Source organism: Desulfosporosinus fructosivorans, from assembly GCF_004766045.1.
Lineage (GTDB): Bacteria > Bacillota > Desulfitobacteriia > Desulfitobacteriales > Desulfitobacteriaceae > Desulfosporosinus > Desulfosporosinus fructosivorans.
Window position 1 is genome coordinate 114,281 of sequence record NZ_SPQQ01000009.1, and the last position, 25,275, is coordinate 139,555.

The 25,275-nt window shown below is 40.6% G+C and carries 23 protein-coding genes; 6 read left to right on the plus strand and 17 right to left on the minus strand.

Annotation, left to right across the window (positions count from 1 at the left end; translation table 11 throughout):
- Nucleotides 1-69 precede the first annotated feature (69 nt).
- Nucleotides 70-393, plus strand: a complete 324-nt coding sequence (locus tag E4K67_RS21615) for a DnaJ family domain-containing protein (RefSeq protein ID WP_135550521.1) — start codon at nt 70-72, stop codon at nt 391-393.
- Nucleotides 394-398: 5 nt separating this feature from the next.
- On the opposite strand, the gene E4K67_RS21620 is transcribed toward E4K67_RS21615, so the two are convergent.
- The 7 genes from E4K67_RS21620 to E4K67_RS21650 form a co-directional block, all read right to left on the minus strand.
- Nucleotides 399-1,037 (minus strand): DedA family protein, encoded by a 639-nt coding sequence (locus E4K67_RS21620; protein ID WP_135550527.1) that lies wholly within the window; start codon nt 1,035-1,037, stop codon nt 399-401.
- 54 nt (nt 1,038-1,091) lie between these two features.
- Nucleotides 1,092-3,014: an APC family permease gene (locus tag E4K67_RS21625; protein ID WP_135550529.1), complete on the minus strand. Its 1,923-nt coding sequence runs from the start codon at nt 3,012-3,014 to the stop codon at nt 1,092-1,094.
- 293 nt (nt 3,015-3,307) lie between these two features.
- A complete protein-coding gene (locus E4K67_RS21630; RefSeq protein ID WP_243454577.1) occupies nt 3,308-4,174 on the minus strand; it encodes a GNAT family N-acetyltransferase in 867 nt (288 codons plus the stop codon).
- Nucleotides 4,175-4,427: 253 nt separating this feature from the next.
- Complete coding sequence (locus E4K67_RS21635) at nt 4,428-5,708, minus strand: TRAP transporter large permease (RefSeq protein ID WP_135550531.1); 1,281 nt, start codon at nt 5,706-5,708, stop codon at nt 4,428-4,430.
- On the minus strand, nt 5,705-6,223 hold the full coding sequence (locus E4K67_RS21640; protein ID WP_135550533.1) for a TRAP transporter small permease: 519 nt from the start codon (nt 6,221-6,223) through the stop codon (nt 5,705-5,707). The genes E4K67_RS21635 and E4K67_RS21640 overlap by 4 nt, the downstream gene beginning before the upstream one ends.
- Nucleotides 6,224-6,326: 103 nt before the next feature.
- On the minus strand, nt 6,327-7,367 hold the full coding sequence (locus E4K67_RS21645; protein ID WP_135550535.1) for a DctP family TRAP transporter solute-binding subunit: 1,041 nt from the start codon (nt 7,365-7,367) through the stop codon (nt 6,327-6,329).
- A 75-nt stretch (nt 7,368-7,442) separates the two neighbouring features.
- Nucleotides 7,443-8,465: a DctP family TRAP transporter solute-binding subunit gene (locus E4K67_RS21650; RefSeq protein ID WP_135550537.1), complete on the minus strand. Its 1,023-nt coding sequence runs from the start codon at nt 8,463-8,465 to the stop codon at nt 7,443-7,445.
- A 265-nt stretch (nt 8,466-8,730) separates the two neighbouring features.
- On the opposite strand from E4K67_RS21650, the gene E4K67_RS21655 reads away from it, so the two are divergent.
- Nucleotides 8,731-10,311, plus strand: a complete 1,581-nt coding sequence (locus E4K67_RS21655) for an ATP-binding protein (protein WP_135550539.1) — start codon at nt 8,731-8,733, stop codon at nt 10,309-10,311.
- A 194-nt stretch (nt 10,312-10,505) separates the two neighbouring features.
- Here the strand turns inward: E4K67_RS21655 and E4K67_RS21660 are convergent, their stop codons facing one another.
- Entirely contained in the window at nt 10,506-10,973 is a 468-nt protein-coding gene (locus E4K67_RS21660) for a C-GCAxxG-C-C family (seleno)protein (RefSeq protein ID WP_135550541.1), read from the minus strand.
- Nucleotides 10,974-11,362: 389 nt separating this feature from the next.
- Between E4K67_RS21660 and E4K67_RS21665 the strand changes: the two genes are divergently transcribed.
- Complete coding sequence (locus tag E4K67_RS21665; RefSeq protein WP_135550543.1) at nt 11,363-12,145, plus strand: enoyl-CoA hydratase/isomerase family protein; 783 nt, start codon at nt 11,363-11,365, stop codon at nt 12,143-12,145.
- Between the two features lie 144 nt (nt 12,146-12,289).
- Here the strand turns inward: E4K67_RS21665 and lepB are convergent, their stop codons facing one another.
- The 5 genes from lepB to E4K67_RS21690 all read right to left on the minus strand — a co-directional run bounded on the left by lepB (nt 12,290) and on the right by E4K67_RS21690 (nt 15,829).
- Entirely contained in the window at nt 12,290-12,826 is a 537-nt protein-coding gene (gene lepB / locus E4K67_RS21670; RefSeq protein ID WP_135550545.1) for a signal peptidase I, read from the minus strand.
- A gap of 87 nt (nt 12,827-12,913) precedes the next feature.
- Nucleotides 12,914-13,735 carry an extracellular solute-binding protein gene (locus tag E4K67_RS21675; RefSeq protein WP_135550547.1) on the minus strand — a complete coding sequence of 274 codons (822 nt, stop codon included), beginning with the start codon at nt 13,733-13,735 and terminating at the stop codon, nt 12,914-12,916.
- A complete protein-coding gene (locus tag E4K67_RS21680) occupies nt 13,728-14,111 on the minus strand; it encodes a PadR family transcriptional regulator (RefSeq protein WP_135550549.1) in 384 nt (127 codons plus the stop codon). Before E4K67_RS21680 ends, E4K67_RS21675 begins: the two co-directional genes overlap by 8 nt.
- Before the next feature lie 126 nt (nt 14,112-14,237).
- Nucleotides 14,238-15,209, minus strand: a complete 972-nt coding sequence (locus E4K67_RS21685; RefSeq protein WP_135550551.1) for a sulfite exporter TauE/SafE family protein — start codon at nt 15,207-15,209, stop codon at nt 14,238-14,240.
- 212 nt (nt 15,210-15,421) lie between these two features.
- The gene (locus tag E4K67_RS21690; protein ID WP_135550553.1) at nt 15,422-15,829 is read right to left on the minus strand and encodes a YueI family protein; all 408 of its coding nucleotides are present in this window, start codon (nt 15,827-15,829) and stop codon (nt 15,422-15,424) included.
- Nucleotides 15,830-16,042: 213 nt separating this feature from the next.
- On the opposite strand from E4K67_RS21690, the gene E4K67_RS21695 reads away from it, so the two are divergent.
- Complete coding sequence (locus tag E4K67_RS21695; protein ID WP_135550555.1) at nt 16,043-17,032, plus strand: MBL fold metallo-hydrolase; 990 nt, start codon at nt 16,043-16,045, stop codon at nt 17,030-17,032.
- A gap of 10 nt (nt 17,033-17,042) precedes the next feature.
- Here the strand turns inward: E4K67_RS21695 and E4K67_RS21700 are convergent, their stop codons facing one another.
- Nucleotides 17,043-18,737 carry a M3 family oligoendopeptidase gene (locus tag E4K67_RS21700; RefSeq protein WP_135550557.1) on the minus strand — a complete coding sequence of 565 codons (1,695 nt, stop codon included), beginning with the start codon at nt 18,735-18,737 and terminating at the stop codon, nt 17,043-17,045.
- A 196-nt stretch (nt 18,738-18,933) separates the two neighbouring features.
- Here E4K67_RS21700 and E4K67_RS21705 point away from each other — a divergent pair, with 196 nt between their 5' ends.
- Complete coding sequence (locus tag E4K67_RS21705; RefSeq protein ID WP_135550559.1) at nt 18,934-19,596, plus strand: DUF975 family protein; 663 nt, start codon at nt 18,934-18,936, stop codon at nt 19,594-19,596.
- Between the two features lie 140 nt (nt 19,597-19,736).
- Here E4K67_RS21705 and E4K67_RS21710 read toward each other — a convergent pair whose 3' ends face one another.
- Genes E4K67_RS21710 through E4K67_RS21720 form a run of 3 tightly spaced genes read right to left on the minus strand, consistent with a single transcriptional unit; the run spans nt 19,737 to nt 24,436 of the window.
- Nucleotides 19,737-22,166 (minus strand): AAA family ATPase, encoded by a 2,430-nt coding sequence (locus tag E4K67_RS21710; protein WP_135550561.1) that lies wholly within the window; start codon nt 22,164-22,166, stop codon nt 19,737-19,739.
- Complete coding sequence (locus E4K67_RS21715; protein ID WP_135550563.1) at nt 22,156-23,340, minus strand: metallophosphoesterase family protein; 1,185 nt, start codon at nt 23,338-23,340, stop codon at nt 22,156-22,158. The genes E4K67_RS21710 and E4K67_RS21715 overlap by 11 nt, the downstream gene beginning before the upstream one ends.
- A gap of 28 nt (nt 23,341-23,368) precedes the next feature.
- Complete coding sequence (locus E4K67_RS21720) at nt 23,369-24,436, minus strand: GerMN domain-containing protein (protein ID WP_135550565.1); 1,068 nt, start codon at nt 24,434-24,436, stop codon at nt 23,369-23,371.
- 365 nt (nt 24,437-24,801) lie between these two features.
- Here E4K67_RS21720 and E4K67_RS21725 point away from each other — a divergent pair, with 365 nt between their 5' ends.
- The gene (locus tag E4K67_RS21725; RefSeq protein ID WP_135550567.1) at nt 24,802-25,155 is read left to right on the plus strand and encodes a LapA family protein; all 354 of its coding nucleotides are present in this window, start codon (nt 24,802-24,804) and stop codon (nt 25,153-25,155) included.
- Nucleotides 25,156-25,275: the final 120 nt, after the last annotated feature.

Sequence of the window (25,275 nt, forward strand, 5' to 3'; positions counted from 1 at the left end):
AGTTGAACATCGAACTTCGTTGGGAGAGTCTCACGACGGATTAAAATTATTGCGAGGGGGGATAGCAACATGAAGGATATCTTCGGTACTCTCACTGAACGAAGAATATTAGAGGCTATAGCTAGGGGAGATTTTAAAAACCTTCCCGGTACAGGAAGACCGGTAAAGATTGAGAGCTTATACTTTTTACCCCGTAAACTGAGAGCAGCATATATTGTGCTTAAAAACTCCGGCTATCTCGATCAAGACACCTCAGATAACACCTGTCGTTCTAATCCCTCACCTAACGTCGATTTAAACCCACCTAACGATTTTGCCACAATTTCGAAACAAGAGCTATCAGAAAATATACTCAAATATAACGTTATGCTGGATTGTAAACGTAGACACTGAAGAAATTACTTTCTAAATTTACTCCTAATATACGGAATAACAGTCGGGAGTAATGAAACAAAGATAATCGCAAATATTACATACGTAAAATTATTTTTTACCGGTTCAAAATTACCAAAGAAGAACCCTGCAAACATAAATAACAAGACCCAAGACAGTCCACCGATCATATTAAATAAACAAAATTTCATGAAGTTCATTTTACCGATCCCGGCAACAAAGGGAGCAAACGTCCGAATTATCGGTATAAACCTAGACAGAATTATTGCTTTGCCTCCATGTTTTTTATAAAAAGCTTGAGTTTTATGAAGGTATTCCTTCTTGATTAAACGAGAATCTTTCATGGCCAGAATCTTATCTCCAAGTAGCCTACCAATAAAATAGTTTATGGTGTTCCCTACGATTGCTGCAAGAATTAGAAGTATTAGGGCAAGATTGAAGTTTAAGGCACCCGTTGCGCCTAGAGCTCCGATCACAAATAGTAATGAGTCTCCGGGAAGAAAGGGAGTAACCACAAATCCAGTTTCACTGAAAATAATCATGAAGAGAACCAAATATGTCCAAGTTCCATAGTCCTTAATTATCTCAACTAGATGTTTATCGACATGTAAAATAAAATCAATTAAACCAGCTATTAATTCCATAAGAATCTCCTTTAGTTTAATAATTACACGTGCTCGTATAAGGTACTATTTATTCTAATCTACTTTGCTCATTGTTGGTGGGTGATAAGGTATGCTCGTAACATAGATATTTTTCCTCAGAAGCAGAAGAAGTTTGAGTAGTTGTCCCGTCTGGTTATGAAGGAAATTCTGCAATATTTTATTGGGTACGTATTCTGGAATTACAACTGTGATAGATGTCCAGCGCAAATCAGACTCTAGCTGATCGATATATTTTATAATATCTTTGATAACTGCTCTATAAGGTGACTCAATGATTTCAAGTTCAATCCCAATATTACTCTCGTTCCAGTGCTTTCGCAGTTTTTCGGCTCGTTCCATATCTGAAGCGACATGCACTGCAGTAACCAGCGGGGTTGATTCAAATGCATAAAGCAACGCTTTCAGAACCACCTTATTGATATCGAAGACTGGTACGATAGACTTATTTCGATACTCAGACAGGTCACTTGATTCTCTTCGGTGATTAATTTCTGCAATTCGATTCGTGAATTGTTCTATATCTGCGGCCGAAGGATGAATCGCATCTTTTTCAATTTCATATACAGTATGCACATGCTGGAAAAAGATCATCATTGCTGGCAGAATAACAGCAACTATCCAAGCCCCCTCTCTGAACTTTGTAATTAAAAAGACCACGAATATTATGGAAGACACAACTCCTCCAAAACTAAAGATCACAAAATCCCCAAGCCAATTCCGGTCTTTTAGTTTAAGAGTATGCTTTGCAAGACCAATCCCAGTTAATGCAAAACCAATAAGGACACCGACGGCATATAACGGAATCATTAAGTGAGTGTCCCCTTTGAAAATTATGACTAACAAGATTCCAATAATCGTTAAAAGCCAGATCCCTTTATCATAGACTAAGCGATCTCCGAGGTTTTTAAAGTAACGAGGCGCATAACCATCTCTAGCCATTAAATTTAAGAGAATCGGTAATCCTGCGAAGGAAGTATTCGCGGCAATAACTAAGATCAAGGCAGAACAAACCATCAGCATATAATACATAATAGTCTGACCGTAAACAATTAGCCCCAACTGATTCATAACGGTGTTATGTGGAGTTGGAATTATGTGATATTTGCTAGCTAAAAATGAAAGACCGCTTAATCCAACTGCCACAATGACACCAAGGACAAACAGGGTCATGATAGCTTTTTTTTGTGCAGGTGCCTTATAGGCTGCAACTCCATTACTAATTGCTTCTATCCCAGTTAATGCTGTTGTACCTCCTGCTAATGCTCTAAGAACTACGAATAGAGTAAGCGCATGAGTGGGCGTTGCAATTGGTGGTGTGATCATTGCTGGGTCAACTCCGAACACTACTATTTTGTAGACCCCAACACCCACCAGGGCTAATACGCTGAAAAGATAGAAATAAACTGGTAAGGCAAATACAGCTGCTGATTCCTTTAATCCCCTTAGATTAATAATCGTCATAAAAATAATGATTGCAACAATGACTACTACTTTATGATTGGGGGTCGTTGCTAACCAAGGTATTACACCGGTTATGTTCTCAACAGCGGAGCTGACACTAACTGCAACTGTTAAAATATAGTCTAAAGTCAAACCCGCCCCTGCCAGTAAACCATAATTTACGCCGAGAAACTCTCGAGCAATTGTGTAGGACCCTCCGCCCTTAGGATACTTTTGGATGGCTTTTCTATATACTAACATGATACTAACTAGCAAGAGAATAACCCCTAAAGATACCTTGGACACTTGTGCAAACCCAATGGCCCCCAGGGCAACTAATACATACAACATTTCGTCCACTGAATAACCCTGAGAAGAAATGATTGATGACCCAAAGATTGGAATACTAGCCAAGATGCCAACCTTGTGCTCTTCAGCATTTTGGCTCTTCAAGGGATTACCGAAAATAAGTGTATATAAACTAAAATGTGTCAACTTTTTCGAAAAAGATCGCATAGTTTAGTTTATGCTCCTTCCATTACTCCAGATTAGTGTAAATGGTAAAGTTTAAGGCATAATGAAAGAATAAGTTACCATAAATATACTCTTTTCATTTATTTACAACATAGTGATTTTACTCTAATTCATGTTATTTATCCAGTATTTGCAGAAATACTTTTCTAGAAACTAAGTAATCTTTTTTCAATTGTAGATTTAGAAGTTTAGAAATTTAGAAAGCCTTTATTTCCAAACTGGATACAAAAGCTTTCTAAATATTCACAGAGTGGATTATATCGTGGCGCGTTTCATTACAGTTCACTTGCCTTGTTCCGATAATACTCGAAGGCTGTTTCGATTTGAAAGCCAAACTTTTGATAAAGATTGAACGCCTGTTTGTTATTACTATCAACCTCAATAACTATTTCACGTATACCACTTTGTCTAAGCTGCTCCACAATCATGTGGAGCAGCTCATACCCGTACCCCTTACCTCGAAATTCTGGTATGATACCAAAGCCAAATATTGATGCTTCATCCCCATCGTGGCTTGATGATCCCATCCCAATAATTTCATCATTCAGTAGCCCAAGGTATTGGTCGCGCATTTTCGATTGTAATATATTAACGATAATCCCTTGTGTATCCTCGTAACTGTCTTCGAAAATTCTCATGCTCGTATCGATCATTTTCTTAAGGTCCTTCTCACTCGGTTTGAAGCCCTCTAAACGATTTTTAGCCAGTGGTACATACTTCCTAGGATCTAATCTCAAAGAGTATTCAGTAAAATCGTACTGAGCTCCAAGGTGTGTGCTAACCTGTTTGCCCGAAATTGCATGACTTTCAACGACAAAAAGAACTTCCGTGATTTCATATTTAATGAGTTCCTCAACGGCTTTAGATAATAACTCCTTAAAATATCCTTTCCTTCGCTGGGTGGGCAATGTCAAGGCTGTGATTTCTGCTTCGTGTGCAGTTGGCACAAACATCGTCAACATACTTATTAACTGGTCACCGTCATACATGAGAAATATACTATTCATTTCTTGATTAAAGTTCATAGTTGTATCAACAAAAATGCTCCCCTTTAGATTATCATGCTCTTGACAGATTTGCTCTAGGTGATGCACTTCATTCACTACATTATCACTGTAATCGTTCAATTCTTTAAGGATCAAATATGTCCCTCCTCAAAACTAAACAAAAATCCTCATACTCCATCTAGGTCAGCCATGATCCTTTTCTGAGGAGTACATATAGTACTATAGCAGTAATTCTCATCATAAACAACGGAAAACCTTTCATAGTTATGAGAACCCTCGTTACTCTATTCCTTTAAATTGCAATAGAGTCTCTGGATAAAAAAATAGTGGTTAAGGATCGTCATCCTCAACCACTATTTTAAAAACGCATACTAAAATAGATAAATTATTACTTCATAAACGTATTTGGAAGGTAAAGCGAAATTTCAGGGAAAAAGATAAAGACTCCTAACATGGCAATCATGATGAAAATAAAAGGCAATACCCCACGCACCACTTCTCCCAAGGGTTCTTTGGCCATTGAACTCACTACAAATAGATTCAAGCCAACCGGAGGGGTAATCATCGCCAACTCCATATTCACCGTCATAACAATGGCAAAGTGGATAGGATCGATCCCGAGATGCCTGATGATCGGCAGCAAAATCGGTAGGGTGATGAGAATGATCGAGACTGCTTCAAGGAAAGTCCCCATGACGAAAAACATAATGTTGACTACCAAAAAGAATGCCCATTTATTAAGATCACTGTCCGAAATCCACTTAGCTACGTGATTAGGAACCTGATTATTGGTAAGGAACAGGGCAAACAGCATAGCTGCTGAGATGATTAGAAAGATCATGGAAGTCGTATTAATTGTATCTACTAAAACAGGCCGAATGTCTTTCCAGTGTAATTCTTTGTAAATAAATATTGAGACAAATATAGTGTAAAACACCGCGATCACAGCAGATTCAGTCGGTGTACAAACTCCTGTGTAAATACTGCCCAGTATAAGAACTGGCAGTAATGCCGCTGGAACGGCTTTTAGACTTGCCTTCCAACGCTCGGACATGGAGTATTTTTTTCCCCGCCCATAATTGTTCTTCTTAGCATAAACTATAGCCGAGACTAAGAGAACACCGCCTAATACGAGACCCGGAATAATTCCGGCCATGAAAAGCTTGCCAATCGATACATCTGAGGTCACCCCAAAAACGATTAACGGGATGCTGGGGGGAATCAAGATGCCTAAGGTCCCTGCAGCTGCGATCAACCCCATCGCATAACGTTTAGGATAACCACCTTCTATTAAAGCAGGTAACATGATCGCCCCAATGGCAGCTGCTGTAGCTGGGCTAGAACCCGAAATAGCAGCAAAGATCATACATGAGAGAATCGTTACGACCGATAACCCACCCGGTAAGTGTCCTATCCAGGAGCGTAAACTCTCTATTAGGTATTTAGAAACCCCACCACGAGCCATCAAGACTCCTGCAAGCACAAATCCTGGTATAGCCATCAAAGGGGCTGAGTTTAAGCCTGCAAACATTCTTTGAGTTAACATTATCATATTGAAATTTTCAGTGGTCGCGATCACGACAATGGTCGATATAGCGAGACTAATGGCGATCGGAATATTTAATAAAAAGAAGGCAATAAATAAGCCGAATAGAAGTACTACTGTCATCCTAGATCCACCTTCCTTTCCGCCTTATGAGCCTCCCACTGCTGGCCATTATCTTTAATCGTCTCATATAATTTTACTAAAAAGCGAAGAGTTAAGAGGAAACCCATTAGGGGAAGGATGCTGTAAACCTTAAAAAGTGGGATGCCAACATCTGTTGATAACTGACCTGAGATATAGGTAAACTTTACCAAACCTCCACCGTAATAAATTAGAAATATACCAAAACTTACCCCTACTGCATGAGCAAATAAAGTGACCAAATACTTTACCTTATTTGGGAATTTCTCGAATAACATATCCACTTTAATGTGATGATTATTTCTTAGAGCCACACTAGTTCCTATTAAGGTACCCCAGATAATCATATATTGCGATACTTCATCGACCCAGGAACGCGCATCATTAAAGACATAGCGCATGATCACACCGTAGAAAATGACCGTGACTCCTAGAAACAGTAAACCACCGGAGGTAACATCTTCAACAAATGCAAAGGCCTTCCAGAATTTTTTCATGATCTTCACCTCAGTCTTTTAAAGTAAATATGGACGGAGCATAAAATTCGTGTTCTAAAAGAGAAGGCCTTCCTGTGAAGAAGGCCTTATTAATCCTGGCTAATTACTTAGAAGCATTTTTGGCCGCATCAATAACTTCTTTACTGATCATGCTTTCAAACTCAGCATAGATTGGTTCCATTAACTTCTGGAAAACTCCAAGTTGTTCTGGTGTTAGCTCGGTAATTTGCATTTTTCCACCCTTTTTGAGGTTCTCAAGACTTGCTTTATCCAATAGTTCTGCTTGTTCTATTTCAAATTTTGTGGCTTCAGCCATCGACTCTAGTACAGCCTTTTGAAGATCGGGAGTTAAACCATTAAAGAACGTATTGTTAATGAGAACGATGTAATCAAGGCGACCGTGATTCGTGACGGAAAGGTATTTTTGTACTTCTTGATATTTCTGAGTATCAATATTGTTAAACGTATTTTCTTGACCATCTACAGTCCCTTGTTGTAACGCTGCATAAGTCTCTCCGAACGCGATTGTAGCGGAACCTGCGCCGAGGCCTTTAAACTGAGCTTCTAAAACCTTGCCTGCTTGAGTACGGAATTTCAAACCTTTAAAATCTTCAGGAGTGAGCAAGGGTCTTTTATTGTCTGTGAATTGTTTGAAACCATTAGGCCACATGGCTAGACCTTTGAGAGAAAATTTATCGAAGCTATTCATCAGCTTCTTATTGGCCTCAGATTCCCAGAACTTATAGACTGCCTTGTTATCTGGGAACAAGAATGGCAAGTCAACATATTGTATCTTAGGATTCAACCCAACAAGTTTAGTGATGGAAGGAGCAATAATCTGGACATTACCTGCTTGGGCCTGTTCCAACTCTTCTTTATCTCCATAAAGCTGTGAAGATGGATACACTTCAACTTTCATTTTCCCAGCGGTTTTCTGTTCTAGTAACTCTTTGAATTTATCAGCTGCTTTCCCTTTCGGCGTATCAGCGGTAACAACATGAGAAAATTTCACAACAATTGGGGCGACTTCTGCTGCGGGTTTGTCAGTAGTCGTGGCACTAGGTTTGGTTCCGCAACCCACTGCAGTTAGGGATAAAGCCAAAGTAATACTTAAAAGGACCGATAATTTCTTCTTATTAAACATTTATCCTTTTCCCCCTCTAATTAAATATAATTTCACACTGTGTCGTTCTGGGTAGATGTCCCTCTGAAGGCTTACCTACTCTCCTTTTTCTTGGATTTTCTTTACTCTATTTACCAAATCCGGTCCTATTTCCTTAGAAAGGAGCTCATAGACAGGATTTAAGGTCTTTTGTAACTGCAACCGCTCCATTTGACTCAAGTGGGCAATTTCTATCTTACCCTCTCGCTCTAATGCCACGAGTTGCTTTTGATCCATTTCCCCTGCTCTTTCCCGTTCCCAAATTGTTACTTCGCGCAAAGTGTCTTCAAGAATTTTAGCAACTTCAGGAGGAATGCTTTTCCAGAAGTCAGCATTGGTGAGTACAACGTACCCTAAGTAACCGTGATTACTAAGAGTTAAATACTTTTGACTGTGATAAAAATTTTGGGTATAAATGTTCGAGATTGTGTTTTCTTCGGCATCTACAGTCCCATTTTTCAAGGCTTGATAGACATCGTTAAAAGGCATTGCTGACGCTTGGGCTCCAAGTTCACTAAATTGAGCCTTTAACACTTGGGAAGTCATAACCCTAAAGTGTAAGCCTTGAAAATCCTCCGATTTACGCAAAGGACGCGTGTTATTGGTAAACTGCTTAAAACCACTATCCCACATAGCTAAGCCCAAAAACTTTTGTTCTTGTAAATCGGTAAACAGTTCTTGGACGAGCGGTCCATCCATAAGAGTGTGTGCAGTTGTCATATCTGGAAAAGCAAAGGGTAAATCAAACAACTGCCATTCCGGGAACATAGTCGATAATTTAGAGGTAGCTGGCGCCAACATCTGAACCGCTCCACTTTTTAGAGCTTCAAATTCTTCTCCATCTTTATAAAGCATAGAGTCTGGGAAAACTTGTACTTCAACGTACCCACCTGTTCTTGCCCTTACCAAATCAGCAAATCGTATGGCAGCTAACCCTTTTGGGGTATTCTCGGAGACTACATGCGAAAATTTGATCACAATTTTCTCGTTTTTATCGACTTGCTGTTCATCAATGACCCTAGGACTACACCCTCCAAGTAGTAAAAAGACTAGAAATAAGACGATAAGCTTTTTTGTCATGTGTAAACCTCATGATCTACAGGTTGGGTACTTCAAGACTCAGAATATATTCTCTATATTTAATTTGTATATTCTGATAATTCTAAACTATCAGTATTGACTGAATTGTGCAACCTTTTGGTCATATTGGTACTTTTGGTCATTTTGGTCATAGGAAATATCTATTACGAAATTCTATGTTTGAGCGAATCGTGATATTATCATATAGGGACAGGACATTCATCTCATCGTAGAATGAACTTCTTATAGATTAGGGAGTGAGGATTTGAAAAGGACCCCTTTGAAGTTACGGACCAAAATCGCCTTACTTTCTTTTACGTTAGTCTTAAGTTCTGTTCTGCTGGTGGGTATCGTTATCATGGAACGAGTTTCACGTTCTATGGAACAAGAGATCGGTATGCGGGCTATGGCGATTGCTCGTACTGTTGCACAATTAGAAGATGTGCAGGAAAATCTTGATCAAGAGGACGGATCAAAACTAATTCAACCGATGGCAGAAAAAATTCGCTTAGCCACAGGAGTGGATTACATAGTCATTTTCGATATGAATCGAATCCGTTTCTCCCATCCTCTTCAGGATAGAATTGGTACGCTTTTCACAGATGGGGATGAAGGACCTTCCTTGAAAAACCAAGAATACCTCTCCCCTTCTATTGGGGTCCAAGGTCCTGCTGTCAGAGCATTTGTCCCGATCAAAGCCGACGAGGGAACTAGGCAGGTCGGTGTGGTGTCCGTAGGTATTCTAACCCCAACTATCCAGGAAATTATTCGAGCGCTACGTTTTGAACTGTATATTTCCCTGCTTATAGGCGTACTTTTAGGCAGTTTAGGGTCTCTTTATTTGGCTAGAAACATAAAGAAGAACATGTTTAGTATGGAACCCGAGGAGATTGCTAAACTTGTAGAAGAAAGAGTCGCAATTTTTCAGGCCCTGGAAGAAGGAATTATTGCTGTGGACATCAGAGGCTGGGTCACCCTACTTAACAGTGAGGCACGTAGGATCACTGGTATAAATACAGACAATATTGGTTTTTCCTTAGAAGAAATTGTAGGCATACCGGGGTTGCTAACAAAAATGTTAAGTGGGGATGTCCTAGAAAACTGGGAATTGGTTATCCATAATACTTTAGTTTTAGCTAATATTCTTCCGATTCGTATTGAGGGGAAAATGGCGGGCGCTGTCTTTACTTTTCGTGATAAAACCGAGGTGAAGAAAATGGCGGAGGAACTCACCGGAGTTAAGACATTCATCGAAGCCCTTCGCGCACAGAACCATGAATCTCAGAACAAGCTGCACACAATCGCTGGTCTGCTACAACTGGGTAAGGATCAACAAGCCTTAGATTATATTTTTGAGGTCACCGAAGAACAACAGGAAATCATCGGATTTATTAACAAGAACATCAAGAATGCCAGCGTAGCAGGACTTCTCCTTGGCAAATATAGCCGAGCAAAGGAACTCCATTTGAAGCTATTTTTTGATCCAGATTGCTATTTAGGTGATTTGCCCGAGCATATCGAAATCGGCAAGTTGGTATTGATTCTAGGTAATTTATTGGACAACTCCTTTGAAGCGCTCAATGGAAGAAAGTTGGCTGAGGTCCATTGCTTTGTATTTCAGGGCGAAGATCTTGTTATTAGTGTGGAAGATACCGGTGCGGGTATAGACGATGTGATTATCGACCGATTATACGAATGGGGATTTACAACCAAGGAGACGCTTAATCATGGAATCGGACTTTCCTTGGTAAAGAACGCAATAAGTAGCCTAAATGGCATAATTGAAATCGAAACAGGGGCCTGGGGAACGAGATTTCTAGTCAGGATACCGTTAGCTGGAAAATAACCAAAACTCAATAAAGAACGTGCGATATTACTTCGCGCGTTCTTTGTTGAGTCACTAACTATTTACTAGCTACTATACTCTTAACCACCAAAGATACTTTGAATCACCCCAACTTAGCGTGCAAACACCTCTCTTTTTGTAAAGATCCTATGGGGTGATCTCAATTTCCACACCAGGAATGTTCCTAAATACTTTTATCCTTGTACTATTGGCCAACTGAATTCAGCTTTGACTAACTCTTTCTCTAGAATAAACTCCATAAGTAACTTAGCGGTTCCACCGGTAAGTTTTAGACACGCGCGCAAGTGATCTGGCGAGTCAAACTCATGAAGATTTAATGCCCGGCAACAGGTCGCCCCGTTTTGCTTGAGAAAACGATTGTGGAAGTCATTAGCGAGATCATAGGCTGGTTCTCTGGCTATTCCTGGCTCTGCGCGCCCCTTAAATAGTCCCAAGACCATAACCGAGCCCGTTAGGGCTCCACACATGCAGCCAGCATGCCCTAACCCGCCTCCAAAGCCAGTAGCCATTTTCAAAGCCTCTGAGTTCAAAGGTTTATCGAGCATCTCGTTAAAAGTATGAACAATTGCCTCACTACAATTCAAGCCTTCTTTGAATTTATTACCCGCCCTTGAACGCGCTTCCAAAATTGCCTCACTCATTTGTTCTCCCCCTTTGCACTCTTTCCGATCTATAAAGATATTCTACATCAATCACCTCATTCCTACTATTCAGAATAATTATATTATTTATATTTTATTACATCTTCTCGGCATAACGTCTTTCTGCAAATATGGATTAGGTCTATTTATATCGAAAGCGCGGAATTGACACTCACTGGCTTAAGGCTCGTGTCAAACGCAACGATTCTCTCTGAAGTACTCGATATAATGCCCTTAAGTTTTCTTTTTCTTGAAATAGTTGGTTGATAGAATAAATGAATTATTATTCATTTATTTTTGTGAATAGCTTAAAAGCCATAGATTTTCCCAGTAAAGTATATTACAGTACAACTAAAGAATATTTGATTGCAGAGGATGGAGGAAATAAAATGAGTTATGGAAAACATTTGGCGTTTAACAAGGATGGTAAAATCGGAATCATAACTTTGGATAATGCCAAAGGGTTCAATCTGGTAGGCACGGATTTCCTTTCTGAATTAGAGGGAATTCAAAAGCAAATCATTGCAGACCGCGACCTTGGAGGAATTGTCATAAATGCCAACGGTGAGCATTTTTCAGCTGGAATTGATCTTAAGTTTCTGAAGGGTGTTAGCTCAGAGTTTATTATGGATAATCTGGTATGGTTGCAGAACCTCTACTCCTTTTGGCAGGAACTGCCTATACCTGTAATCGCAGCAGTTCACGGTTTTTGCTATGGTTCTGCCACCGAACTTATTCTGGGCTGCGATATAAGAATCGCCGCTGATAATGCAAGATTTTCTATTCCAGAGGTTCGTTTTGGTTTAGCACCCGATATGGGGGGGACAACTCGGTTGACCCATCTTGTCGGCATTGGCCAGGCTAAACGTCTTATAATGGGGTGTGAAGAGATCGATGCCGAAGAGGCCTTGCGGATTGGCTTGATTGAAATCTTAGTTAAACCAGAAGAGCTTAATAAGCGGGCTATGAAGCTGGCCAATAAGATGGCAAATTTTCCTCCAGCATCCATACGTTTTGCCAAAAAAGGGATTAATTTGGCTAATGAAAGTAGCGTGGAGACTGGGCTACTATTTGAACAAGTGCAATCAACCTATTGCTGTGGCACCGAAGATTTACGGGAAGGGGTCACCGCCTTTCTCGAAAAACGAAACCCTGTTTTCAAAGGAAGATAATAATTCTATTCTAAATAAATTTTTCAGTAGAATACCCCGAAAAAGCCGTTGCGGTCACTCAGTAATCTATCACTAGATGCCTGATTGACCGCAACGGCTTTTCCCTTTGCCTTACTCTCATATTTTCAATCCGTATTAGTTCACTTATCTTGCCAAATAGCCAAACCGATTAAGGGGCCAATATCTAAGTGAAGCTTTACCAATAATATTTTCCGCTGGTAACACTCCCCATTTATGACTATCGTTACTATTATTTCGGTTATCACCTAAAACAAAATATGAATTCTCTGGGACAATAATTTCTTCAAAAGTATAATCAGGCTTCTCCAATTCATAGGGCTCAGATAATTCAGTTCCATTAATAATTACTATTCCACCTTTGATCTCTACCTTCTCTCCAGGAAGAGCAATTATGCGTTTTATCCAAGGTACTCCACTCTCATCCACTTCCCTAAGCGGATGAAAGACAATAATATCTCCTCTTTCAATTTCGGATAACTTAAATAACAACTTATCGACAATTACTCTGTCCTGTAATTGGATCGTAGGTAGCATTGAAGGAGTTGGAATAACTGATGCTTCCACAACTACACTACGTAAACCCCACGATAATATGAGTGCAAATAGCACTATTTCTAAATAACTAAGAATTGTTCTCCCAAAGTTTGTCTTAGTTGACACGATAGTAACCCCCTCTTACGTCTTACGTCTTACGTATCTATTATACAGTAATTAGGGGCTCTTATAGCCTAAACATGTGAAATCACTTTAATAGGGTATCAATCCGCAATCCTCTAAGAGCTGTTGACCCTTCTTCCCTAGCATTAGATCTAAAAAGGCTTGGGCTAGTTCAGGGTTCTCTGAATTCTTGGGTATGGCGATGGCAAATTCTATGGGCGCACCAACTATGGTAATCATCTCTCCAGAGTTTTTGCCTTGTAAGCTGACAGTTGCTTGGCCATAATCTAAGGCATTGGCTGGGTTAGATAGGTTAATTTTCTCTGGCAACGTCAGATGCTTTAGGCCAAATTGATTAGCCACGCAGAGGTATTCAAAGGCGTAGTCAAGCTTGCCCACTAGCACATCCGAAGCAAGATCGTAGGATTTTGGGTAAATCCACTCCTTATTACATTTGCTATCTAATTTTCCCAAGAGGCCTTCTTGCTGGTAATATTGTTCCGCTAGTTGCCACACCATCAGGGTACGGTAACCACATGGGTCGAGGTTCTGGTTCGACCGACCAAATGTGACATCCTCCCTGAGCAGAATATCATACCAATTATGTGAATTGATTTCTCCGTTTCCTCGGGAAAATTCGTTATAGGCCAAAACAATTTGATCGTTAGCGAAAATGTAATATTTATCCACATAATCCGGTCCCAATAGTTCTTCAAAGAGCATAGGGTCTGCTAGAGCCAATATATCCACCACTTTACCTTCTCTCACTTGCCTAGCACAAGCTCGCGAACCATATGTTTCCATGCTAATATCTACCTCCGGGTGAGCCTCCTGTAAGAGTTTGGCACACTCTACCACTGGTTTACGCAGGGCACCAGCATGTAGGATGTTTAAAGTTCGCTGGTTAATCACGATCTATCCCCCCCAGCATCTGGCACTCCTTCAAAAATGCCTGCATTTTTTCTACTTTGTCAGCAATCAAGTGTACGCAATAATTTAACGCACTATGGCCCTCGGTGCTCAAGTGATACGCCCTCCGTGCAGGACCAGCGTGATTGGTCTCCCACTCAGATATGACCAGGCCGTCTTCCTCCATACGACGCAGATTTCTATAAATGGTGGCCGGATCAGCCTCAATTTCCGAGAAACCGGATGCGTTAATTTTTTGTATCAAGTCGTAACCATGGGAGGGCTTTTGAGCAAGATAGTAAAGTAGGGTCGGGACTAACATTTTTTCAATCCGCCCTGCAATAAAAGCATATGCAGGATTGAGCACTTCTTCTTTCACACGGTATCACCTCATATCTTCCGAAGTCTTGTCATTGCATTGAGAAACTCTCACGTCGACAAGTAGGAGTCGTACCCTGTACCGATATCCAACTTAAAAACGGTATTCACTTCAAGTCAACAAACCTTAGTTTATAAAATACTGGCTAATATAGTTAAGGGAAACGAACAGGATGAGGACCGTAAGGATAACTTTAATGACTTTATCTGGCAGGAACTTCTGTACGCGGGCGCCCACATAAGTACCCAACAATCCTCCTACTCCGAAAAGAATACCCAACTTCCAATCTGGGGTCACTGCTACACCGCCAGCCAGGCCAGAGGCGGCCAAGATATAATAATACCCAACACCGGCAATAGAAGTGATAAAAGTGCCTGCCATAGCAGCCCCGGCCACTGTATAAATAGGTAGTCCGAGTACAGCCACACAGAAGGGGGCAATAATGGCACCGCCACCAATACCGTATATGCCCCCAATTAAACCCACTGCTAGGGATAACACAAGTATAGACAGTGTTCCGAAAGAATAAGTTTCACCCCAGAATTCGTATTCAATCCTTTTCCAGGAGATAGATTTGGTCTTCACCACTGCCTCGGCGGGCAGGCCTGCGGCAATACGACTAGAGTTCTCTTCTTTTAGCTTTGCCACTTGTTCTGCAAACTTATCCTGCATCAGTTTGTTGCGCGCTTTAACTTTTTTATTCCAACCCATTACTTCCGAGAGCAACCGATAACCCAAGTATAAGAGCACCAAACCAACAAAGAGTTTAAACGTTTTGGCATCCGGCAAGTACCGGATACGAATCCAAGCTCCGAAAAAGACCCCAGGTAGAGTCCCAGCAACCACCGACCAAGTGAGGGGCCAGGCCATCCGTCCTTCTTTGATAAAGCGGTACAAACCACCAGGAATGGCCACAATATTGTAAATCAGGTTGGTAGGACTTACCGAAGGGCTAGTGTAATGCAACACACTCATCTGAAAAGGTAATAACAAGAACGCCCCAGAAACACCTGCTGATGCCGTTAATGAGGATATAAATAAGGCTACAATAGGTGGAATAATGGGTAATACATCGACGCCGGAAACAGGAAAATACATAAAACCCCTCCTCTATAATATAACATACAGCCAAAGTTTAATTTAATAGTACTAGTATGTACCTAAGTGCACCGTGCACCTATTATTACACTTATATTAGTTGAAAGAGAAAATTATGTCAAGACAATTTAGGGCAAAAAAAAAGCCAGCAAATTATGCCGACTATTTCCTTCACTGTGCCTATTAATACCTTCCCCGGTAGGCTTCCTACGTTAGATGTCGATATTATCAATATCAAGCGCTCGATCACTGATAACCACCAGTCCGGTGTCTCCTTTTAGTTGGGAATCGTGAATCGTTGTAAATGGTTTGCCTACTTCTTTAGCTAGTTTAATGTATTTGTCTGTGAATTTATAACTAAGGTCGCCGTTTATTAGCATTCTGAGGGTTCTTTTATCTTTAAGTGCTTCTTTAATTTCTGGGAAAACTGAAGAATTAGCAACCTGCTTTTTGGTTAGTTTTCGAATAACCCGCTCCTTGAACTCCCCTAGATATAGCATCTTTTCTTCCTTTTTAAGTTCAGGTACTCTGTTAAATCCTATACTAAGGGCTTGTTCAAGCCTACTCTTTTTACTTAAGGTTCCGATTTCATCTCTTTGATTATCACTATCTGTTGTCATGTGATATATTCTCTCCTTTAGAGGCTATTTTAGTAATCAAAATTATAGTTTACCTTTCTTCTAACTTTGATACCTTGTGATAAGAACTGTCACAAACTATGTTTTCAATATAATCGCTTGATAGTTATTCACTTTTCATTCGTTTAAGACCTGCAGGACTTCAGTGAACAATCGCGAATGTAGTCTTATACCAAAGCAGCAGGAGTGATACACATGGAGGATCATAGCAATTTAATAAGCACAGATTTAACTCGCCAATCCACGAAACTATACACACGACGAAAATTTATAGGTCTGGGGCTGATTGGGGCTCTAGGACTGAGCGGAGGTATTCACGTTATAAATAGCACATTTGGTGAGCAAGACAAGGAAAAAAGCAAACTCATTAAACCCAACTTCGTCCCTACTCCTAAAGAATGGTCAGACAAAGAAGTCACGGTTGCCTGGCTCGGACACGCCAGTTTTCTAATCAATTTCTTTGGTACAAGAATCATCATTGATCCAGCCTTAAACTCAACTATCGGTATAACCCCTATCGGCAACTATACAATAGGCCCCAGCCGTTATATTGCTTCAGCTTTGAACAGCGACGAAGTTGGTCCGATCGATTTATTACTTGTATCGCACGCTCATACAGACCATTTTGATTATCCTACGTTGCGTAAGTTAGAATCAGCTACCACCCTCGCTGTCACTGCTAAAAATACTCTTCCTTTGTGGAAGGGCATGAACTATCAAGCTATTGAAGAACTTCACTGGCAAGACAGTAAGACCTTAGCCGGTGTCAAGGTCAAAGCAATCGAAGGTAAACACTGGGGCGCCCGGATACCCTGGAGAAAAGGTATGGAAGCAAACAGTTTCCTCTTATCTAAAAACGGCATAAACTTATTTTTTGGCGCAGATACTGGCTACACTGAACTAATCAAACAACAACTCGAAGGGATACCAATAGACCTAGCAATCATGGGTATTGGAGCTTACTCTCCAAAATCTTTCGAGGACAAGCACGCTACTCCAGAACAAGCTTGGAAAATGGCTGAGGAAATGTCAGCGAAATGGATCATACCCATGCATTGGGGATCGTTCAAACTATCTCAGGAACCAATGCATGAACCTATGGCCCGTTTTCGACAAGCAGCCTCTGGTCAAATAGAAAAGGTAGCTATCCAAGAAACAGGCGTTACTTGGACGCTACCACGTTAGTGCCTTTGAATTACAGCTTAGAATCATCCACTTCATCGAGCCAGTCTTCGATGTCCTTGACCACGGATGCGATACACCCATCTTGAAATGGAGACACCAAGTTCGCTAAATCAGCCAGTTCCAAAAACGATTTACTGCCTCCTGCCTGACACAGCCTCAGGTAATCTGTCCAGGTTGCTTCGCTATTTTCACGGGACCTTTTCCAGAATTGAAAGGCGCAAATTTGCGCTAAGGTGTAGTCAATATAATAGAATGGATCTCCGAAAATATGCCCCTGTTGATGCCAATAACTACCACGTTCAAGATAGTCGTTGCCTTCATAATCGCGATGTGGTAGGTATTTCCTTTCGATCTCTCTCCAAGCTGCTTTCCGCTCCTGTGGTGAGGCCTCTGGATGAGCGTAAACATAATGTTGAAATTCATCAACACTAACCCCATAAGGAATGAAGAGTAATGCGTCGCTCAAATGAGTGAACTTATACTTGGCAGTGTCATCTTTGAAGAAAAGTTCCATCCACGGCCAAGCGAAAAATTCCATGCTCATAGAGTGGATCTCACAGGCCTCAGAGGTAGGCCAATGATATTCTGGAATTTGATAGTTTCTGCTGCAATAAACTTGAAACGCATGCCCAGCTTCATGCGTCAAGACATCGATATCACCTGATGTACCATTGAAATTAGAGAAAATAAAGGGCACCTGATATTGACTAATGAAAGTACAATAACCCCCTCCAGCTTTACCTTTTTTACTGACTAAATCCATCAGCTCATTATCCACCATAAACTGAAAGAATTCGCCGGTCTCTGCTGACAACTCGTTATACATGCGTCGCCCACTATTTACAATCCATTCTGGATCCCCTTGAGGGCGTGCATTGCCTGTTCGAAAATTAAACTTCTCATCGTAATAGGGCAGAGTCGTCGAGCCCAGCCGTTTTCTTTGTCTTTCCTTCAATCTAGAAGCTACTGGAACGATGGAGTCTTTGACTTGCTGTCGGAAGTTTGCCACCATATCTGGAGTGTAGTCCGAGCGAAGCATCCTGGCGTACCCAAGTTCAATGAAATTTGTATACCCTAATTTCTTGGCCATACGAGTCCGAACTTTTACCAGACCGTCATAGATTTCATCAAGCTTTAGTTCATTGGCGTTAAAGAAAGCGTATTTGGCTTCATTGGCTCGCTTCCGCATAACCCGATCGGTTGACAACTGAAACGGGACCATGCCCGGTAGATTTCTCTCCTCCCCTTCAAACATTATCTTTGCCGAAGCGATGAGCTTGGTGTAATCACTTGAAAGTTTATTTTCCTGTTGTAAATCTTCAATAATTTCCGGAGCAAAAGTTTTCAGGGTTAGATCAGCTTTGATAAAAAGCTGTTTTCCCCACTTTTCTTCTAAGGCTTGTCTGAATTCAGAGCTGACTAAAGACCTATAATATTGGGATATCAAGCCCTGATAAATCGGCGTGCCTTCGTCAAAGAAAGCCTGCTCTTCCTCGTAAAAGGGGTCAGTTGTATCGACGGTATGACGTATCAGCACAAGCTGCTCCATCGACTCAAAATCGCTCCTCAACCCATTTATCGAGACCATCACCAAATCCTGCTGTTCAAAATCTTCAGCTCGCTCGAACTTGGCCAATAGATCAACAAACTTGGTTTCCAAGGCTAATAAATCCGGTCGTTGATAAGTGAATTCCTTAAATCTCATGGTAGCCACCTGCTTTCGGAATCTTGATTATATAGTGTATAATCACAGTTTCATATTTTTGTTTATAAATATTATTAACACTTTATCATTTTCTAACGCCAACGTTAGAACTTTCATTTTATCTTTGTATTGAGTATCATCAGAATAAATGGATAATATAATACTCATCAAAATAATTGAATGAAAGGAGATAAGCATGCTACAGGCTAACCGTGAATTTAAACTACGCGCAAAGAAACAGCTACATGGCAAATGGCTTGAAGCTGCAATTTTAAGTCTTATCGCTTGGCTTCTAACAACGGCTGGCGGAGGGGTGGTTGAGACTGCTCAATATGTTTGGCAAAATGGGGTCCTCACAAGTGTTCCTGCTTCACAACCATCTTTTACTGGCACTTCTAACTTATTGAGCCTAATTTTAGGGGGTCCAATTGCGCTTGGGGTTGCAGGGTACTTCATTAAACTGATTAGGAGTGAAGGACCGATTATTGAGGATTTATTTGGAGGTTTCAAATTCTTCTTCAAAGCGTTTGTACTTAATATCATGATTACGATTTTCACAATTTTATGGACACTACTTTTGATTATTCCTGGAATTATTGCTTCTCTCAGATATTCCATGGCTTACTTTATTATGACAGATAACCCTCAGTTAAGCGCGTTTGAAGCTTTAAACCAAAGCAAGCAGATGATGACTGGCTTTAAAGGAAAACTGTTTAGATTATGGTTAAGTTTTCTCGGCTGGTTCCTTTTAGGAATTATCACCTTGGGCATAGGGTTTTTATGGGTGCTCCCCTATTATAATACGGCTAAGGCAAACTTTTACCAAGACTTAAAAGATAATTTAAACATAGTTAATTAGAATCCTCCCTCCAAAAAGTGACGTTGTTGTTGAGACTTAGGAATATAAAACTCCGGATAGAGCTTGCTTCTATTCGGAGTTTTTATATTCCTATCAGTTAACCTTAAGCTAAACTCAGATGGAGGAAGTTTAACAATCCGCTATTGTAAAGAAGACCAACCAACTCCTATAAGTTTCTCTCCCAATTTCGGATCCGTAGTGATAAGAATTATCTGCCTAGTCAGGGATAATTGTCGTAAGTACGCTATAACATCTAACCAAAACCTTTCACCGTCGTCTATAACTCCAACCGAGAAGAACAAGGGAACCTCGGTGGAACTGCCAAAGGTTAACTGGGCAATGGCCATACGATAAGCAAAATAATCTCTCTTTGCTTCATCAAGTTCTCTTTGTATTCTTTCTTGAGCTCGGGAGGGTGAAATTTTACTTAATATCCACTTCATCTCGTTGTTTAGAGCCTTTCCGAACTTGGCTTGCCATTCTTGCCAAGACGTCTCCAACAAAACCTGAGCATCATCTATGGCTCTAGATAAGTCCTCATAGGCCATCCACTGTCGCTTAATGGTCTCTATCTTCTTTTCTAAAACGTCCAAGGGCGGAAATTTTTGGCTAGATTTAAGGCGCCGTTCTGCCTCCTCACGTTGCTTACGAGTTTCTATACGTTCTTTTTGCCAAGCGGTAAGTTCTACCAGCCTTTCCTCATCGGAAACAAGAGTTTCACGTTCCAAGTCCGCTAAAGGTTCCAATTCTTTGGCAAGACGTTCCATATTGCGACCACCGAGTAAGTCATTAAACCTCTGTGCATACTCAGTGATTTCCCGCTCCACCTCGTCTTTCACCCGCAGTTGGGTAGCAACTTTAAAAACTGCAGCTAAGACATCGTCTCTATTAGTTGTAGGAGTGTCCCAATCTCCCAACTTTTCTCGCAGTTGTTCTGTACAGACATGCAACTTATTTTCTTCTATAGCAGACAGGTTTAGTAGAAGCTGTTGCGCATCAATTTCAAGGGCAAGCTGTTCTTTCTTTCTATTGAAGTCTTTCCATCCGTTCAACCATTCTGGTAAATCGGCCGCCTTGGTCGCTAGAAAGGCCTTTTTTAAAAATGCAGTACGAGTTTGTACCGTCGTATGCAGAATACCTTCCCTACCTGCTTGTTCTCTCAGTTGCTCGATTTGGATTTGAAGACTCTCTACTAGCTTCTTCTGGTCACGAAATTCCACAAGCCGACGCATGAATTCCTCGAAAGTCGTGCTACGATGCTCCTCATAGTAGCGGCCAAGACGAGCTTTTAGCTTTTCGCAGATGCTCGTTTCACTAAAATGTCTTCTTAGTGTCCGATCAAGCGAGCAACAAATTCTAGAGTTTTGCCACTGCTTCAAATGCTTTTCCCGTTGCGCAATCTTAACTTCATCTGCCTCTGTTACTCCCGCCATGTCTGCAAAATCTTGAAGTCGTGCTATCTCTTCTGAATATATTAGTCCGGTACTCTTAATCACCTCTTTAATGCTTGTAAGCTTGTTAAGTTCCTCTTGCGCCACCTCTTTTTCTTCTTCCATCCTGCGCAAACGCTGATCTTCATCTTTCGACAATCCCTCGTATCCGCACGTTTGAATGGAATCTTTCAGCTCAGCAATTTGTTCTGCCTTCATTTGTGTTGCGACACTCATATCTTCAATCTGTTCTTGGAGTCTTGCCCATTCAATGCACTCTTCACGCAGGTTCTCAATCACAGCCCAATCTACTTCTGACTCACTCGTAAGCGCCTTCAGATTCGACTCTACAACACAGATCCGTTCTTCTAGCTGAGTTAACTCTCCTTGGAGTTGACGTAACTCCCGATAATCCGGATTTTTAGTAAGCAACGCCAAACGCTCCTGAATTATTATAGCTAAAGCAATTCTCTCAGATAGAATCCCCTCATTTTCTTGATAATTCTTGATCGCAATGAGAAGCAACCGTTCTTCGTCTTGCTGTCGGTTCGCACTCTCCCATTCACGCCGCAGCGCGTCATACTCGGCCTTAACTAACACTATACTCCCCTCTTGTTCGCTCACTCTCTTTTGCCCTCCGAGCAGGGAAGCTCGCACCTTAATTAGGGAAAGACCTTCATCTCCACCTTGTCGAAGGTTGTTGATCCAAATTTTCAAATGATTAAGTTCGTCTTGTTCGGGCCACTCCACAACCACTCCCTGACGAATGATCTGATGATTAACCCGAAATAAATAATCTCCGATTGTCATAGTCTCCGGCAAGGACACGTTCCCTCTCGTCCCCTCCTCATGCTCAAGGGTTGAAGACTGCACAACTTCACTACTTTTTTGAGTGAAGTCTCGTCGTATATGATATCTGGTATTTCCGTTAGCCAGCCACACCTCCAATAATCCTTTGCTGTTATCAGTATTTAAATCGTGCGATGTTTTTTGATTATAAAATAATTCTATCAGTAAGTTGCCTAGCATTCCTGGATAGCTTCTATCCTTACAAAAAAGAAAAGCTGGGCCTTCTGGAAATGTCCAGTCGACATCCTCTAGTCCTGTTAGTCTAGTACTCTTTATTCGTTCAATTCTCATTGTCTATCCGCCCTTGCCCAAGCGCTGCCAGCCCGATTTTCATTACTAACTCGCAGTGTTCTTGGTTCTCTGTGTCCACTGCAAGAAACTGGCGTTCTTTAAGTTTATTAATAAATACTTGGGACACTGTAAGATAGCCCTCTCCATTTTCGGTTATTGTCTCCGATGGTGTAACAACATCTGTCCCAGATCGAGCGTTCGTTTCGCCTTCAGTGTGTACGACTTCTAAAAAGCGGAATTCATCTGCTAATAGTTTTTGCAATGGTTGAACTACCGCTTCTACTTCTCGAAATGGTCCAGATAAATTGACCCGATATAAGTCTTTTTGCCGTTCTTCTGGGCTCGTTTCTGACAATAATTTTGAAGAAAGGGCTACTATATTGGCTTGATTGGCTTGATTGGCTTGGATTTCGAGAGTCTTTTCAATATAATGGCGCTGTCCCAATTCCAGAAATTTAACTTTGGCGGATTCTTGTTCAAGCTCCCCCATGACTACCCCATGTGGCCCGTTCTCTGCAAAACTTCTAGCTTCAAGAAAACCACTATCAGACCAGACCGTTTCTCCCGCTTTCTGAATCCCTGTCCATCTCTCTTGATGCCCCAAGGCTAAGTAGGCCAAACCACTAGCAATAATATTTTCTGGAAGAATAGGGATGAAACCTACCGAATTTTTGACTGAGTCCATTTCAGCATGGAGAAGCATTATCGGTATTGTTCCATCCTGAACCACTTGAAAACTGTCGAAAAAAGGATCTTTTTGTTGATAGGCTGTCCATCCCGCACCATAGACAGTGACATTTAATGAAGGTATTTTCACACTGCTAATTCCACTTGAGAATATATGCACATTACTTGGCCAAACAGCTAGGCGATACGCAGACGTTGCAACAAGCGGGTCTCTTTCTCCCGGAGCAATGAAAATCCTCGTACCGTTCAAAGTGGCTAGCGACCTAGCTACTCGCTCGACAGTGGCTTTATGAACATACTCCTGTTCAAATATATCACCAGTCAGGAACAGAATCTCTACCTTTTCTGATCGACAAAGTGAGAGGACTGCTTCAAAGGTCTGCCACAGATCTTGATTTCGTTGCGCTGCCCACCCCTCTGGGCCTTCCCAAAAGGGGCTGTCAAAACGACAACCCGCACACTGCAAAAAACGCACGCACGGAGCCATACTCTCACCTTCACCTTCAACATCAACTTTATTTTAGTTCTACACTGTTTGTTAAGTTCACTGTGAAGAATTCATTTTTTTTCATGCCAATATGTCCAGAAACGTATGGATTGCCTTCTATCGTTATAGATACTTTATCGACACCATAATACGTCCCGATTGTATTGGTAATGCTCTGTAAAATTAAATTTTCGTAGCTAGAACCTGCATTCATTTCGCTCAGAAACTCTTTAGAAAAATCAATATAAACTCTGTTGTCCTGATTCAAATATAGACTTTTAATTTTAGCATTAGGACCCAATACCTTAGCTAAGTTGCCTTTTGGTAAATCTTTAAACGCATTTTCAAAAAATATTTTTGTTATGTCATTCGTCTTAAAGGAAAGCTCTTTATTAATATAATATAGCTTATCGACATTTGTATTTGGAAAATAAAATCTTACAGTTTGTATAAATGATACATTAGTTTCAAGTTTGCTTAATGTTGATGACACCTCAACTCCATTTGAAGTGAACACAGATTTCACAAGGCCAATATTGGGTGCATAATAGTCTAGTGTCTTATCCCCTTTACCTTCGGTTGTAACCTCTAGAGTTTTATAAGTACCCGAAGGAGTAGTTACCTCCACTTGCAGATTTGTGATAGAGCGTATTCTGCTATCTGCCAGGGTCCAACTGGTTCCAATCTCTAAGGGCTCTTTCAAGAGAATTTCCACATTACTACTACTTGGCGCTTGGGTTAAATTTTCTCTGTAATAACACTCTCCTCTCGATAGAAGTATTCTCAACTCGCCATCTTTATTTTCCAGCACCTTCACCATTTCCGTACCACCGTTATTAGATCTTTGCTGAACACGGTTTCCTGCTTTATAATCCATGTAGACTGTGTAGGAGGCGAATTCATTGCCTTGACCCTCGTACACATACTTCGAGTTTTCTTGCTGGCCAAAATAGTCCTTAATGGTGAGAACTTCAGCATTAGTATTTGGAGGAGTTGATGTATTGTCCCCATCAGGCTTAACACTATCTTTATCTGCGCAACTGCTCAAAAGCAGAAGAGATATGAGTAAACTAATAATTAAGAGAATCTTTCTCATGACTTACCTCCTTGGGTTAAGTTTATATTATTATAACACTATTGAGATTAATTACGCAGTCATTGCTCAAACCCACTAACGCAGTGTATATTATGTCTGCTAAGTGAAGGATTACTATGGTACAATATTTACTGAAGGATTTACATCTAAGGGATGGCGATGGGTATTTGCGTTTAACTTTAGACCAATTACATAAGTATTGCAGTGATTAATCAGAGAAATTCTAGTAAGGGTCTTCTTTTCTTTTGATGAGATGGATCATTTCCTCACAAACTTCCTAGGAAATCAACACCAATCTCTCATTAGTCTTCCATTTATGTTATAATTGATAAGAATATTTTACCACATAGAGAGGAAGCGAAGCTATGCGGATTTGGTTAATATTTTCATTATTTTTCTCAGTTTTGGTAGCAATCTTTGCTGTTTTAAATTCTAATGTTGTACTTATTAAACTATATTGGGTTGACTATCAACTCTCTCAATCCTTAGTTATACTTTTTTCTGCAGTTCTTGGAGGATTGATTACTTCATTTTTAGGGATTTTCAGCAAAATTAGGTCAACTTTAAAAATTAGAGAATTGAACTTTGCGGTTAAAAGTTTAGAACAAAAAATCATTGAATTGAATAATCAAAATACTGTCCCGAAAATTAGTGACTCAACTATTTTAAATGATTCAGAATCAGAAACCAATAACGAGAGTATACATAAAGTCTACTAAGAAAAAGTATACTCATTGCCTATGAACAAGAAGAAACAGCATTTTAAGTTAATGCTGCTTCTTTCTTTGTTCTGTCCCCAATAAATATATGGATCTATTATTTCTTTTCACTAATTTGCG